This is a genomic window from Pectobacterium atrosepticum (genome assembly GCF_000740965.1).
GTDB lineage: Bacteria > Pseudomonadota > Gammaproteobacteria > Enterobacterales > Enterobacteriaceae > Pectobacterium > Pectobacterium atrosepticum.
Genome location: NZ_CP009125.1, coordinates 4,339,925 through 4,354,317 on the forward strand (window position 1 = coordinate 4,339,925; position 14,393 = coordinate 4,354,317).

Annotated in this window: 19 protein-coding genes; 16 read left to right on the forward strand and 3 right to left on the reverse strand. The window is 52.2% G+C overall.

Annotation, left to right across the window (positions count from 1 at the left end):
* Positions 1–9: 9 nt before the first annotated feature.
* The 3 genes from GZ59_RS19165 to GZ59_RS19175 are packed head-to-tail and all read right to left on the reverse strand — an operon-like array spanning position 10 to position 1,474.
* A complete protein-coding gene (locus GZ59_RS19165) occupies positions 10–918 on the reverse strand; it encodes a DUF3102 domain-containing protein (protein ID WP_011095205.1) in 909 nt (302 codons plus the stop codon).
* Between the two features lie 9 nt (positions 919–927).
* The gene (locus tag GZ59_RS19170; RefSeq protein WP_011095206.1) at positions 928–1,233 is read right to left on the reverse strand and encodes a helix-turn-helix domain-containing protein; all 306 of its coding nucleotides are present in this window, start codon (positions 1,231–1,233) and stop codon (positions 928–930) included.
* 52 nt (positions 1,234–1,285) lie between these two features.
* Positions 1,286–1,474: a DNA-binding protein gene (locus GZ59_RS19175; RefSeq protein WP_011095207.1), complete on the reverse strand. Its 189-nt coding sequence runs from the start codon at positions 1,472–1,474 to the stop codon at positions 1,286–1,288.
* Between the two features lie 91 nt (positions 1,475–1,565).
* Here GZ59_RS19175 and GZ59_RS23325 point away from each other — a divergent pair, with 91 nt between their 5' ends.
* From GZ59_RS23325 to GZ59_RS19255, 16 genes are all read left to right on the forward strand, one after another.
* Positions 1,566–1,982: a helix-turn-helix domain-containing protein gene (locus GZ59_RS23325; protein ID WP_011095208.1), complete on the forward strand. Its 417-nt coding sequence runs from the start codon at positions 1,566–1,568 to the stop codon at positions 1,980–1,982.
* 18 nt (positions 1,983–2,000) lie between these two features.
* Positions 2,001–2,537: a hypothetical protein gene (locus tag GZ59_RS19185; RefSeq protein WP_011095209.1), complete on the forward strand. Its 537-nt coding sequence runs from the start codon at positions 2,001–2,003 to the stop codon at positions 2,535–2,537.
* Between the two features lie 34 nt (positions 2,538–2,571).
* The gene (locus GZ59_RS19190; RefSeq protein WP_011095210.1) at positions 2,572–3,516 is read left to right on the forward strand and encodes a hypothetical protein; all 945 of its coding nucleotides are present in this window, start codon (positions 2,572–2,574) and stop codon (positions 3,514–3,516) included.
* 119 nt (positions 3,517–3,635) lie between these two features.
* The gene (locus GZ59_RS19195) at positions 3,636–4,643 is read left to right on the forward strand and encodes a nucleoid-associated protein (protein ID WP_011095211.1); all 1,008 of its coding nucleotides are present in this window, start codon (positions 3,636–3,638) and stop codon (positions 4,641–4,643) included.
* 2 nt (positions 4,644–4,645) lie between these two features.
* A complete protein-coding gene (locus GZ59_RS19200) occupies positions 4,646–5,827 on the forward strand; it encodes a membrane protein (protein WP_011095212.1) in 1,182 nt (393 codons plus the stop codon).
* A gap of 147 nt (positions 5,828–5,974) precedes the next feature.
* Positions 5,975–6,319: a putative holin gene (locus GZ59_RS19205; protein ID WP_011095213.1), complete on the forward strand. Its 345-nt coding sequence runs from the start codon at positions 5,975–5,977 to the stop codon at positions 6,317–6,319.
* Between the two features lie 2 nt (positions 6,320–6,321).
* Positions 6,322–6,969, forward strand: coding sequence for a transglycosylase SLT domain-containing protein (locus tag GZ59_RS19210; RefSeq protein ID WP_011095214.1), 648 nt, complete (start codon positions 6,322–6,324; stop codon positions 6,967–6,969).
* Positions 6,953–7,624 carry a hypothetical protein gene (locus GZ59_RS19215; protein ID WP_011095215.1) on the forward strand — a complete coding sequence of 224 codons (672 nt, stop codon included), beginning with the start codon at positions 6,953–6,955 and terminating at the stop codon, positions 7,622–7,624. The genes GZ59_RS19210 and GZ59_RS19215 overlap by 17 nt, the downstream gene beginning before the upstream one ends.
* Complete coding sequence (locus GZ59_RS19220) at positions 7,624–7,956, forward strand: hypothetical protein (protein WP_011095216.1); 333 nt, start codon at positions 7,624–7,626, stop codon at positions 7,954–7,956. The genes GZ59_RS19215 and GZ59_RS19220 overlap by 1 nt, the downstream gene beginning before the upstream one ends.
* Positions 7,949–8,260, forward strand: a complete 312-nt coding sequence (locus GZ59_RS19225) for a hypothetical protein (RefSeq protein WP_011095217.1) — start codon at positions 7,949–7,951, stop codon at positions 8,258–8,260. Before GZ59_RS19220 ends, GZ59_RS19225 begins: the two co-directional genes overlap by 8 nt.
* Position 8,261: 1 nt before the next feature.
* Positions 8,262–8,807 carry a DUF3486 family protein gene (locus tag GZ59_RS19230; protein WP_011095218.1) on the forward strand — a complete coding sequence of 182 codons (546 nt, stop codon included), beginning with the start codon at positions 8,262–8,264 and terminating at the stop codon, positions 8,805–8,807.
* Positions 8,804–10,339, forward strand: a complete 1,536-nt coding sequence (locus GZ59_RS19235) for a hypothetical protein (RefSeq protein WP_011095219.1) — start codon at positions 8,804–8,806, stop codon at positions 10,337–10,339. The genes GZ59_RS19230 and GZ59_RS19235 overlap by 4 nt, the downstream gene beginning before the upstream one ends.
* Complete coding sequence (locus tag GZ59_RS19240; RefSeq protein ID WP_011095220.1) at positions 10,339–11,832, forward strand: DUF935 domain-containing protein; 1,494 nt, start codon at positions 10,339–10,341, stop codon at positions 11,830–11,832. The genes GZ59_RS19235 and GZ59_RS19240 overlap by 1 nt, the downstream gene beginning before the upstream one ends.
* The gene (locus GZ59_RS19245) at positions 11,813–12,634 is read left to right on the forward strand and encodes a phage head morphogenesis protein (protein ID WP_011095221.1); all 822 of its coding nucleotides are present in this window, start codon (positions 11,813–11,815) and stop codon (positions 12,632–12,634) included. The genes GZ59_RS19240 and GZ59_RS19245 overlap by 20 nt, the downstream gene beginning before the upstream one ends.
* Entirely contained in the window at positions 12,631–13,080 is a 450-nt protein-coding gene (locus GZ59_RS19250; RefSeq protein ID WP_011095222.1) for a phage virion morphogenesis protein, read from the forward strand. Before GZ59_RS19245 ends, GZ59_RS19250 begins: the two co-directional genes overlap by 4 nt.
* A 195-nt stretch (positions 13,081–13,275) precedes the next feature.
* Positions 13,276–14,385, forward strand: a complete 1,110-nt coding sequence (locus GZ59_RS19255) for a peptidase (RefSeq protein ID WP_011095223.1) — start codon at positions 13,276–13,278, stop codon at positions 14,383–14,385.
* The last annotated feature ends 8 nt before the right edge of the window (positions 14,386–14,393 follow it).

A 14,393-nucleotide genomic window follows, 5' to 3' on the forward strand; every position in this document is an offset into this window, starting at 1 on the left:
GGCGTCCCCTTATGCGTCTGTGCGCGGAATCGCAGGTTCCGGCGCATCCAGCCATGTCGGACGCTCGCTGCCGGTAGGCGCTGCCTCCAGGTCGAAAACGTCGCGGATATGGTGTAACGCCCGCTCTATCTGGCACACCAAACCCGCCATAAAGTCATACGGTGGCTCTACATTGTTATCGGATGTGAAGGCGGTTAATGTTGAAAAGGCAGTGTGGAGACGAACGGTGATAGCCGCTTCTGCTTCATACGCAATGGCGCTAACCTCTTTGCGCAGTTTCTCGGCTTCCTGATCGGGTGGTGGTGGCTGGATACGGGATTTCTTATCCAGCTTAGTGGTAAGGTCATCTATCTTTTGGTTTTTGTCGGTCAGAACACGCTGCTGGGCGGTATTGGTTTCGCGGGCTTCGCGCAGTGCGGCCTTCAACTCGCGGCAGGTCATGCGGCCAATGTCATCCAGCGTCATGCCAGCAACTGTGCCGCCATCAGCCAGTTCAGCGAGATCTTCATCATCTTCCAGCATCAACTCATAGAGTTTTGTTTTCCCTAAATGCGAAAGCGCTTTCGCATTTGAAGCAAGAGTTGGGGAGAGGAATTTCAATGAGGCTTGCATCATCTTTTGTGCGATACGTGTGGCAATACCTAGGCTATTCTCAACGATCTCAATAAATTCACCATGTGGTTCGTTTTCTTTCAGAATAACCAAACGCTTACCCGCCTCCAGCATAGCCTCAGCACTTTGGACCATATAAAACCGTGCTTCGTGAACTATGCGATCACGTTCATACGGCAGGCTGTCACCGAACTGAGCCATTACCTGTATACGGTGCTCGGTCAGTGCATTGAGTTTCACATTTAGATCGCCCGCTAACGGGGCATCTTCTACTAATTCAACCGTTTGTGATTTGGTGCGTGCCATTTCTTATCCTTAGCGACTGCCAGCCAGCAGGCGTTGATTCATTTCGTTAATACGGTCTTGCGCACGGGAGATTTCGTTCGCATGTGCCTGTGCGATTTGTAGTGCCTGCATCGAGAGAGCGAATCTGCCGTTATCCAGTTTCTGCGCCAACCCTTCCTCAATAAGGGTGTTCAAGGCGCGGTTAACGTTGGCCGGAGAATCATCCAGAGCCGCTGCCAGTTCACCGTTTGATACCCCGTTCAGGGTATGGCCGCGCAGGGCTTTGAGAACGCGCAAGATCCGAGCGCCTGCGCTGGAAACATTTGCCTTAGTCATGTCATTCCCCTTTTTGCGATATGTGATAATCTGTTACACAGGCTGATAGGTATCAGGCGGCACGGGCGGTGGTTTTAAGACCAAGTTTGACGGCAATTTCATGTGCCTGGCCGTATCTGGCTTTGGTGATGCCGTTCAGTACGCGATAGACCGCTTCACGAGAGTAACCATTCTCCTGCGCCCATTGGGTGATGGTGATACCGCGCTGCTGGAAGCGACTTTTAACTTGTTCAGGTGTCATGCTACGGCCTCCGGTTATGCAATGATGTTTGTAGTATTCGTGATAGATTATTGTCCCAAAAATGGGACTTGTAAAGGTTTTGGTGACAAAAATGTCCCTTGGCGAAAGATTAAGAGAAGAGCGTGAACGACTAGGATTCAGCCAAGCTGATTTTGCTGAGTTAGTTGGTGCATCAAGGAAATCGCAAATAAGGTGGGAAAAAGCTGAATCAGCTCCTAGCGCTGATTCAATAAGTCTGTGGGCCAATGTTGGCTTAGACGTGTTGTATCTGATCACTGGGCAAGCTCAGAAATCGTCATCAAAGACACAAAAAAGTAGTGAAATAGATGAAATTCTACTGGGTAAGATTGTTCATAAACTGGACTTATTAGCGAAACATGCCAATCGCAGATGGACACCTAGCGAACTCGTTTTACAGTCATCGAAAATATATAACTTTTTAATCAACGAGTCGGTAGTTGATGACGATAGGATCGATAACGTGCTTAAACTGGTTGTTAATAATTAAAAAAATATAGGATTCGCCATGGATAGAAGAGAACAAGAACTACATTCTTTAGCTGAACAAGTTATGGATAGCCTTAAACACCTTCCCCAAGATGGTCAAGAGCGGCAGATAACAATTAGTGTTGGAGGCAATAACCCTGGTTCTATTCATGTCGGATCTGTCGTCAATATTAATCCCGCACCAACTCGCTCTCGAGAACTTCATGAGAGAGATAGTCACGAATTACTTACTATAAAACGAAAGTTACTTACAAAAAACAAAGATGCCAAATGGCGTTGTTATTTCAATATTCCTTGTTTGTTATTGCTAAGCCTTGTTCTTATAGCATTCGCATTTGCCCTATGGAACGCTTATATGATGCTATTCGGCGGTGGGCTTACTAACTTACTGGTACTTAATGAAAAAACAATGGTGATTTTTGTTTCTTGGGGTGTGATTGTTATGTTTTGTGGGAAAGCGATGGATAAACATAGAAAAATCGAAAACAGAATAATAGATGAAAATCAGAATGTTATCGATACCATTGATGTAATTTTACGACGAAGGAATTCTTGAAAAATATAATTACTTTCATATAAGGATATGGACTATGCACAAATTAAAATTTGCTATCCCTATGGTGCTGATACTAGCTGGGTGCGGCGATGAACCAGAAAACAGTGTTAAACCTGAACCAAAACAGGCCCCAGCCCCTACATTCTCAATAACAACCGATGATCACGTTATTAATCAATTGTTACCCGCAATCCGTCATTTGCTTCCTGGCCTGGATAAATACTCCGAACAATTTCAGGAAAAGGCTATTGAGCATAACCGGTTTTTAACCATCAAGTTCCACATCCCTGATAACGCCACTATTCCTGCTGAATATATTGCTACCGGGCATAATTGCTTCATTGAAATCAATGATGATCGGACAGGCATGAAAATCCCCAAAAGTGCCTGTCAGTCCACCTTATTTGATCGCCAGGATGTTCAGATCAACAGCGATTACTGGGTATATTTCTACCCAGATGATTTGACCTATACGCCGCATGATTTCGCTAAAATGTCGAATGCAGAACGTATTGATATAGCGAAAAACTATCTCAATAAGGTGGCTAAAACTATTGAGAGTGTTCAACAAAAAGATAGTTGGATTGGTTACGACTTCCCAAATTATGGGCGGCAATTCCGGCATATTGTGTATGAAGGAAAACGCTTTCTAACTCAGGATATCATCCAACCCTATAGCTCCTGCCAAATGGTAGGGTTTAACGCACAAAGTTGGTGGTCTGAACAAGTAAGTTTTGCTCAAGACCCTGACTCTAATGATCCACAAAAGATGGCATCCGCCATGCAACGAATTAAAAAGATCTATGACGATTACAAAATAAGTGCGGCGGAATGTTCAAAGGACATCAAATCAGTACCAGAAAAACCTAAACCAACAGAGAGATTGCCACCCACCCCGGACAACAAACCACCCCGTCCAGGGTGTCTTATGGTGTTTACGCCAGATAATACGACGGAGTGGAGTTGTCCAATTAAATAAGAGTTAGAAACTACAGATCACCAGTTCCCGTCGCGGAATAGGTCTTCCCAATATAAGTGTTTTTCATGTGCAGTTGGTTGCAAGATTACAAACAGCAAATAAAACAAGGTGGATAACGAATGTCTGAGCAGGCCATTGAAGTCAAACACGTCGTAGTTCATATTCTGGATAAACAACAGAATGGTGATGCATCGGAGCGCTTGAGTCCTGAAGAGGGTATGGTCACTGAAGCCTCCCAGCGCTTGATCAACGATATCTGTGCCAAATACGCAGGCCGGACAGGCAAAGGTTACGGCTATTTTGAAGGGGATACGGATAATTACCCGATGGAACGAATGGCCGGTGATTATCTGGACGACACTGATGATTTTTACCGAAGTTCCTGTCGAATGATGCATCACCTAACAGAACGCTCACAACGAGAAAATATGGCTACCGGTGGGTACGTTCTGTTCGCACACATTGAGATAGGAAACAACGAACATCTGTTGATCGCAATCGTTAGTGCCACCATCGGGTCAACCGTCACTGACGATTTTAACATTCAGGACAGTACCTATCTGGACATCGCTAAGTTGCGTATGGCTGGGCGTATTGATTTAACCGCGTGGGAAAGTGGTGCGGAGCGTTACATCAGTTTCCTTAAAGGTCAGGGAAATGTTTCAAACTACTTTAAGCAGTTCCTCGGCTGTAATGATGTTCTAATCGCCAAACGTGAGTCTGAAAAATTACGCGATACTTTGACAGCGTTTGCGGCAGAGAAAAATCTTGAAGGTGCAGAAAAAGACGCGTTTCTTAAGGGAGCATTTGAGCATTTACAGGCATTAAGCAAAGCCGGTGAGCCACTTAGTCTTGAAACCTTTGTTAATGCTGTCTGGCCCCATGCGCCTGAGGAATTATCAAGTAAACTTGCTGCTGAAGAACTCGGTCTGTCAGATGGTTTTGTGCCTGACGGGCGCGTTATCCGGGCGTTAGTGTCTTTCAAAGGCAAATCCAAATATTGGGAACTCAAGTTTGATCGGGAAGGGACAACTTCCGGTGACATTGACTATGACCCAGAAACAAATATCATCACCCTGCGCAATGTGCCTGATGAATTCAGGGATATGTGGCTAAATGAGGTTTAATCGTGACGATTTCGTTTGAGACGCTAACAGAGTTGTACCGTCGCATGGAATTCCAGGAGGAGTTCCGTGTCGGTTCGCTGTTGCTCTCTGACCAGTCCGATTGCGACCTGATTAACACATTGCTGGAAGATCCACGTGAGTACGGAGTTTCTGTTGATACCGGAACGGTCGAGCCAGGTTGTGCCATCACCCTTCGCGTAACACCACCACGGAGCGGGCTTGGAGTTGTGTTTGCCACGCACAGCATATTGCTGAGCGCACCAAAGCATCAGTGCCAGGAACCCGCTAATTACTTCATTCTTGAGACAAAATTTTGCAACGATGATACAGAGGTTCCGGCCTTCATCAAGAACTACCGGGCGATCCTAAAGTTTGTTGAACTGCTGAAAGGGGCTGCGGCTTATTTTGACAATACTGCCTGTCAGTTGGTTTTTTTGAAAAAAGAAGTTATTAAGCTATTGCCGCGCTTTACAGCAGAGACCGTGCAAAATCTGAAACGTGAACATCTGGATAACTTGATGGCTTGTTTCAACGACGATACGCACAAGGATCAGAAGCTGGACATTTTGATTGAAAGTATCCAGGCGGTCAGCGAAGACGTTGATTCGCAGGACATGTTTGCATTTTGTCTGGACAATATTCAGCGCCTACATGAACAATTCCTTAAAGGGTATCGGATCTACTCTTCTGGCTTCTCCTATGACAAGGTGATGGATCAGCTGCGTGCCGCAAAAGTTGAAGAAATGGGTAAAATCCACAAGACGTTTTCAGATATTCAGAACCATATCCTTGGTATTCCTGTGGCATCGGTCGTTGTGGCCACCCAATTCAAAGAAGTCGCAGGTTGGTCAGGCCAGGGGATAACAAACACAATAATCCTGCTGGGGTGTATTTTTGCTGCGACACTAATCTGGCTGGCATTGTCGAATCAAATGCAATCCATGAAGGCACTGGGCGAAGAAATCGAATATAAAAAAAAGCAGATAAATAAGGAATTCTCTTTCATCAAAGATGATGTGGAGGGGGTGTTTAACAGTATTACTGCGCGATTGAAAACGCAGAAACGCACCTTTAGGATCATTCGCGGTGTGCTGGTTATTGGTATCGTTACAGCAATTACGATTTATTGCTGGTACACAAAACCCGTTTTTAACTGGGTACTGTCCTTCTTTGAGTGCATGTAGTTTATCTGTTTTTTACTGTCAAAAACTCCAAATAACAAGCTCCCGTCGCCGAGCAGCGTTCACCGTCTACTGCCACTTCTAACGCCGTTTAAAATCGCCACATGACGTAATGCGCCATGCTGTCTTCACTTACATAAGGAGACAGCAATGAAACTCAACCTCTTTCGACTCACACGCCTGAAGCGCCTTTTAGGCTGGCAACTGACTGCCGTGTTACTGCTGGCTGTTATCGCGTTGGTATCACCGCAGCAACTCCCCGTCGTCATCTACAAAATCTCACTAATCACGCTCGCTGCGGTGCTGGGCTACTGGCTTGACCGTTCATTGTTCCCCAAAGCAGCGCTAGGCCAGTACCTGGTGCATGACCCGGAACTGATGAAGTGCGGTGAATACCCGGTCAAAAATGGCTATCAACGGGTATTTGCTGCGGCCTTGATCCGTCGCGCCATTATCGTGGCGGCGGTCTGTCTGGCCGTGGCGATGGGGCTATAAAAATGGCTAACCGGATTCGTAATAACGATCCAGGAACAGGGCTGTTGTTACTCCTATTCATCCTGTTGCTAGTCGGTGCGTTGGATAGTGATGCCGCTCAACCGCCTGCTGTCGCCCAGCAGTACCGCAGCGACCTTATCCGTAATGCCCGGCTGGACTGGGGGTTGAATGCGCCGGTGGCCGATTTTGCAGCACAACTCCATCAGGAATCCGGCTGGAACCCCCGCGCGGTGTCGCCCGTTGGCGCTCAGGGACTGGCGCAGTTTATGCCAGCTACGGCTAAGTGGATTAGCGGCATCATGCCGGAACTCAAAGCCAACCAGCCGTTTAATCCCGCGTGGTCGATACGGGCATTGACAAAATATGACCGCTGGATCTGGCAGCGTGTTATTGCGGCTGATGATTGCCAACGGATGGCGATGACGCTCTCCGGCTATAACGGTGGGCTGGGTTGGGTACAGCGCGATCAGAAACTGGCGGCACAACGTGGGTTAGATCGTCAGCGCTGGTTTGGGCATGTCGCTACCGTCAACGCCGGACGTTCTGCGGCTAACTGGCGTGAGAACCGTCATTACCCACAGCGCATCGTGCAGGAGTTAGCGCCGCGCTATCTGACATGGGGAGGCCGTAGCTGTGCTGAACCTGCTTAAAACGCTGCCGTGGAAAACCTTGCTATGGGTTGCTGCCGTATTGCTGGCGCTGTGGCTGATTTACCAGAAAGGTTATGAGAGCGGATTCACCAGAGCGGAATCCGCGGGTAATACTGCACTGGAGAAACAGAAATCGGCATCCGATGCAACGCTCGCACGCCTTCAGGCAGATATCGCTCAGCAGCAACAGCAACGGGCGGAACAGGCCAACGCTGCCTTACAGGCATGGCAGCAGCGCTATCAGCAACTAGTCACATCCGCGAATACCGCCGAGCAGCATTACCTCGCTACCACGGCGTCATTGCGCCAGCAAAATGAAAACCTGAAGCGGAGAATTGATGATGTCACGCAACGCTGGATTGATGAACGCGGCCAGAGCCGTCCTATTGAGTGCGTGTTTACTGTTGGTTTCGTGCAGCAGTACAACGCCGCCTTTGATGCCGTTGCAGGAACAGCCGCTACCACCGCTGCCAGCAGGGCTGGCGATACGTCCGCAGACACTGCCACCCTTGACGCCAGGCTACGCGACTCCGGCGTTACCCAGCGAGACATCCTCGCCCACAGCACCGACGTCGGAGAACGTTACCAGCAGCTTGCCGCGCAGGTAAATGGCCTCTTGGATTACCTCGCTGCCTTACAGAACGGGAAGGAATAATGAAAATTGAAGTGGAGTTCTGGCAACTGGTGGGTTTGTTGCTGGGTTTTTTAGGGTTCGTCTTTGCTGCCGGGAAAATTCTGCTGGCGCAGATAGAGCAGCGCCTGAACGAACGTTTTGGCGCACTGGAGCAGGCACGCTCTCAAAGCGAAAAAGGCTGGCAGCGATTGGAGCGAGAGTTTCTGGAATTTCGAGCCGATCTTCCTGTGACCTATGTCCGGCGTGAGGACTACATCCGTGGGCAGACTGTGATCGAGGCTAAGCTGGATGCGGTTTACAACAAGCTGGAATTGGTGCAACAGCACCGAATTAACGGAGGACAACATGGTTGATATCACCCGCGTGCGCCGTGAGGGGCTGCGCTGGAGTTTGCTGGTCGCGCTCAATAAAACCCGCCCGTATACCGCCAGTGAGACGCTGTTACTGGATATCGCACGGGCTATTTACCCGGATACCACACCGCTGGAGCTGCGACGCGAACTGGACTATTTGTCTGACCGCAAGATGGTGGATCTGACCAAACGCCCCAGCGGTGACTGGTTTGCCGATTTGACGCGGCTGGGCGTTGACATTGTGGAGTACACGGTTGAGTGCGGCCCAGGGATCGCCCGGCCTGAAAAATACTGGAGCGAATGATATGGCCCGTCGCAGCACTATCGACAAACTGCCTGAAGAGGCTCGCCGCTGGCTGGAACGGGCGCTGACCGAATCCGGTTTCAGCGGTTATGCCGAACTGGAAAGCCTGCTGCGTGAGCAGGGTTACCTCATCAGTAAATCGGCGATCCACCGTTATGGCCAGAAGATTGAAAAGCGTTTCGGTGCCATTCGTGCCGCAACAGACGCCGCCCGCATGTTGACCGAAGGGGCTGCGGACGATCAGGATGCACGTTCGGAGGCAGTCATCGCGCTGATCCAGACTGAACTGTTTGAGAGCATCGTCCAGTTGCAGGAAGCCGACGAAGGTGAAGTTGACCCACAGGAGCGCGTGGCGCTGTTGTCCAAAGTGGCCAAGAACGTCGCTACGCTGTCGCGGGCCAGTGTCAACCTGAAGAAGTTTCAGGCTGAAGTCAGAACCAAAGCGCAACAAGCGGCAAGCAATGCTGAGAAAATTGCCCGTAAAGGTGGCCTGTCAACTGACGCGGTGCAGGCGCTGCGCCGGGAGATTCTGGGGATCGCGTCATGACAACCTCATCTGGAAAGATTGCTCCGGTGTTACCCGATACCTCGCAGATGGACGCACCTGCCGTTCTGATGCCGTACCAGCAGCTCTGGGTGGCTGATATGTCCCCGCTCAAGGTGATTGAGAAGAGCCGCCGTACCGGTATTACCTGGGCAGAGGCGTCCGATAACGTGTTGACCGCAGCCTCTTCAGCCCCTGCTGGGGGTATGAACGTCTATTACATCGCCTATAACCAGGACATGACGGTTGAGTATATCCAGGCGTGTGCGATGTGGGCGCGGGCGTTTAACTATGCGGCCAGCGAGATTGAAGAAGGTTTCTGGGAAGAGGACGAAGACGACAAGTTCATCAAGACCTACACCATCAAGTTCCCCGACTCCGGTTTTCGCGTTGTCGCACTCTCCAGCCGCCCGTCTAACCTGCGTGGCCGTCAGGGCATCATTGTGATTGATGAGGCCGCATTCCATGAGCAACTGGATGAACTGCTGAAGGCCGCACTGGCGATGCTGATTTGGGGTGGTAAGGTGCGCGTTATTTCCACCCATGACGGTGATGACAACCCTTTCAATACGCTGATCGGGGATATCCGGGCGGAACGTCAGGGCGGCAGTGTCCAACGCATCACCTTTAAAGAGGCAGTAACGGAGGGGTTATTCAGCCGCGTATGCCTGCGTACCGGGCGTGAATGGTCTGCTGCTGCAGAAGCAGAATGGATGGCCTCGGTGTACAAGTTCTACGGCACCGGTGCATCTGAAGAGCTGGACTGCATCCCTGCTAATGGCGGTGGAGCCTGGCTGTCCCGCGCCCTGATTGAATCCCGCATGTCAGCCGATACCCCTGTTTTACGTCTGACCTGCCCGGAAGGCTATGAGCTGCAATCCGATGAAACGCGCTGGAGCGAAACACAGGACTGGCTGGACACCCATCTGAAACCGTTGCTGGATGCACTACCGAGAGGTGCCCGCTCGTTTCTGGGGCGTGATTTTGGCCGCAGTGGCGACCTGTCGGTAGATTATCCCCTGTTGCAACAGAAGAATTTGGTGCGGCAAGTGCCGTTCGGGCTGGAACTGCGTAACGTCCCTTTCAAACAGCAGGAGCAGATCACCTGGTATTTGATGGATGGCTTGCCGATGTTGCTGGGTGCGGCATTCGATGCTCGGGGCAACGGCGCATATCTGGCTGAGTACGCCATGCAGCGTTACGGTGCCAGCCGGGTGCAGCAGGTCATGCCTACGGAGGGCTGGTATCGGGACAATATGCCGCCTGTCAAAGCCGCGCTGGAAGACGGCAATTTGGTCGACCTGCCAAAGGATGAAGATACGCTGGATGATCTGCGGGCTGTTCAGGTGGTGAATGGCGTTCCGCGTGTGCCGGAGCAGCGTTCAAAAGCCAAATCAGATGGAGGTAAACGTCACGGTGACGCAGCCATTGCACTGGCGCTGGCCTACTACGCCAGCCGGGAAATTAACAAAGGGCCGGTGACGGCATCCTCCCGCAGACGCAGAACGTCTGCACGGTTACTGGAGAACTACTAATGGCACGCGGACTCTGGGTTTCCCCTACCGAATTTGTTTCCTTTTCCGAGCCTAAGAAATCACTCAGCGAACAGATCGCCTCACGTGACCGCAGCATGGATTTCTACGGATTGGGCATGTATCTGCCGAACCCCGACCCGATCCTGAAAGCGCAGGGAAAGGATATTCGTATTTATCGTGAGCTACGCACCGATCCGCTGGTTGGCGGCTGTATCCGTCGCCGTAAGGCTGCGGTGAAAACGCTGGAGCGCGGCGTCGATAGAGGGAGCGCCCCTGTCCGGGTGTTCAGCTTTATCCGCGATATGCTGACGGATATGGATATGTCGCGCATTATCGGGGAAATGACCGATGCGGTGCTATATGGCTACCAGCCCTGTGAAGTGATGTGGCAACGCTCCGGGACAAGCTGGCATGTTAGCGACATCGTCGGTAAACCCTCTGACTGGTTCCAGTTCGACACCGACAACCGGCTGCGCTTTCGCTCCCGTGACAGCGGGTTTGAGGGCGAAGCCGTGCCGGACTATAAGTTTCTGGTGCCGCGTCAGGATGCGACCTATGACAACCCGTATGGCTTCCCCGACCTGTCGATGTGCTTCTGGCCCGTCACCTTTAAAAAAGGCGGGATGAAATTCTGGGTACGGTTTGCCGAGAAATACGGCTCGCCGTGGGTGATCGGCAAACATCCTCGCGGCACGCCGCAGGGGGAAATTGACAACCTGCTGGATTCACTGGAAGCAATGATCGAGGATGCCGTTGCCGCGATTCCTGATGACTCGTCTGTTGATATCAAAGAAGCGGCAGGCAAAGCCGACAGCAGCGAGATTTACCAGAATCTGATCGCCGTATCGCGTGGCGAAATCGCTATCGCCTTGCTGGGGCAAAACCAGACCACCGAAGCGACAGCGAACAAAGCCTCTGCGCAAGCGGGTCTAGAGGTTACTGACGATATCCGGGATGGAGACAGCGATATTGTGACCAGCGCTATCAACCAACTCATCCGCTGGGTGGTTGACCTTAATTTCGGCAGCAACGTTGCCGCGCCGGTGTATAAGCTGTGGGAACAGGAATCCGTCGATAAAGTACAAGCTGAACGTGATGAACGGCTCAGTAGCGCGGGCGTGGTCTTCACCCCGCAATACTGGAAGCGTGAGTACCAGTTGCAGGACGGCGATATCGACGAAACGCCCAAAGAGACGCTCCCTGGTCAATCGCTGGCGTTCGCGGAAGCCGTCAATGCTGACGTTGACGCACAGGACGCGCTCGATGCCGCGCTGGATGTTGTGATGAATGGTGGACAGCTCGACGACACACTGGAGCCGTTGCTGGCTCCGCTGTTTGAACGCCTCCAGTCCGGCGTTCGTCCCGGCGAGCTGCTGGGTGAACTCGCGGAACTGTATCCGCAGATGAAGGCCGACGATCTGCAAGAGCGCCTGGCGCGTATCCTGTTCGTTGCCACTATTTGGGGGCGTCTGCATGAGCATCACCGCGACTGAATTAGCCTACTGCATGACGTTGCCGCCTAAACGAGCCATCAGTTACCTTCAGGCAAAGGGCTACGTTATAAGCTGGGACTGGGAAGAAGTCTGGCAAGAATCCCATACCCGCGCCTTTACCGTTGCTAAAGTGACTCGGCTGGATATCCTGGAGGACATCCGCCGTGCGTTGCAGCAGTCGTTGGACGAGGGGCTGACCGATCACTGGTTTCGTAAAGAGCTGGAGCCGGTGCTGCAGAAAAAGGGCTGGTGGGGGCCGCGCGATACCACTGACCCGGTGACGGGTGAACCGGTCACTATCCAGCAGGGTAGCCCGTGGCGGCTGGATACCATCTTCCGCACAAATATGTCAGTGCTCTATAGCGCGGGCCGTTGGGCGGCGCAGATGGAAAACGTCGATGACCGGCCTTACTGGATGTACAGCGCTATCCGTGACAAGCATACGCGGCAAAGCCATTTATCAATGCACGGGTTGGTTTTTCGTTTCGATGATCCCTTCTGGCAGGCATTCTACCCGCCGAACGGCTGGCGCTGCCGCTGCAGTGTGATCGCCCTGAGTCAGCACGATATCGAACGGCGCGGACTGAAGGTGGCCAACGCGATTAATTCGATGGGCTGGGAACTGAAACTGGTCTCGGAGAAAACCAGCGAGATGCAGCGCGTGGCCACGTTCAACACCGGCAGCACCAAGATCAGCACCGACCTGGGATGGTCGTATGCGCCGGGCGCGGCGTATCGCCCGGACTTGGCCCGTTATCAGGGCGGCCTCACGTCCCTGGCTAAACAGGAGTTATCGTCATGAGTACCGTCAGCATCACGATTAACGACAGCGATCTGCGTCGTGGACTGCGTGCGCTGGAGAGCGCAGCGGCGGATATGATCCCGGCGATGCGCAAGATTGCCGGCACGCTGCACGCGGAAACCGATATCAATTTTGATGAGAGCGGACGACCTGAATGGATTGTGTCTCAGGCAGCGGAAGACCGGTACGGCCAGACACTGCGCAAAACCGGACGGCTGCAGGGATCGGTATCAACCGAATATGATTCCAGCACGGCGATGATCGGCACCAACACCATTTATGGTGCTATCCACCAGTTTGGCGGCAAGACCGGGCGCAATGAATCCGTAGAACTACCCGCCCGTCCGTATCTGCCGATGGATGAAGACGGCAACCTGCAATCTGAGGCGGTCAACTCGGTATTGGACACCATTCAACGCCATCTTGAATCTGCGGCTCAGCGTTGATTTCACGCAGCACGGTTAAGCCAATGTGCCGCCTATCCTGAAAAATGGCTTAAATTCCTTTATAAAGGCTTTACAGCCGCACTATTCCCATCATACCAAACCGGCTTTGCTCCCCGTTTTTCTTAATGGGGGTTAACAGCCAACTTTAACGGTTCCGTTGACACTGTCCTGAGTTTTCCAAACCGGGACAGCACTATGCCACTCCACATTTTTAAATCCGGCACCCATACCGACATGCATGGCACGCAGTTGCCGTTTACGCTCGCTGATTTGGCAGCCTGTGCGGCGGCGTATGACCCTGCCGTGCATGAGGCCCCGATGGTGATCGGCCACCCGAAAGCGGATGCACCGGCTTATGGCTGGGTGGCCTCACTGTCAACCAGCGGCGGCGATCTGCTGGCTGAGCCTAAGCAGGTCGATCCGCAGTTCGCAGAACTGGTGGATGCCGGCCGTTACAAGAAAGTTTCCGCCTCGTTCTACTTGCCTGATTCACCCAATAATCCAAAGCCCGGCACGCTCTATCTGCGCCATGTAGGGTTCCTCGGCGCACAGCCGCCGTCGATTAAAGGGCTGCGACAGGTGGCCTTCAATGAACAGGAAGATGGCGTGGTCGAGTTTGCCGACTGGGGAATGATGACCAGCGCCAGCCTGTTCAGTCGCCTGCGTGAGTTCATCATCAGCAAATTCGGCATGGAAGACGCCGATAGCGTCCTGCCCTCATGGCAACTCGACACGCTGCGTGATGAAGCCGCACAGGAGGACAAAACCGTACAAACCGCTCCGGCATTTCAGGAACCCAACCCCGCTAATCCCACATCTACCCATGAGGACACCACTGTGACCAAAGAAGAAATTGAGGCCCTGCAGGCCGAGAACGCTCGCCTGAAGGCAGATGCTGCCACCCGACTGGCTGCTGATGTGAAGCAGCGGCAGGAAACGGTGCATACCGGCAACGTCGCCTTTGCTGAAAAACTGGTGACGGAAGGCCGTCTGGTTCCTGCGGCAAAGGCCGTTGTCATCGCGCTGCTGGATGAAGTATCCAAAGGCGAACAGCCGGTTGAATTCGCTGAAGGGGAAGTGAAAAAGCCGCTGGCTAGCGCGTTTAAGAAGCTGTTAGGCGGTGCGACACCTGTACTGGATTTCAGTGAGCACGCCACCAAGGATCGCGTCAACGTCGATCTCACCACGACGTCAGCGGAATTTGCTGAAGCCGATCCTGATCGCCTGGCACTGCACCAAAAAGCCACAGCGCTGGCGAAGAAAGAAGGCATTAGCTACGACGCCGCTGTCGCTCGCTGCCTGTAACCGCAGCA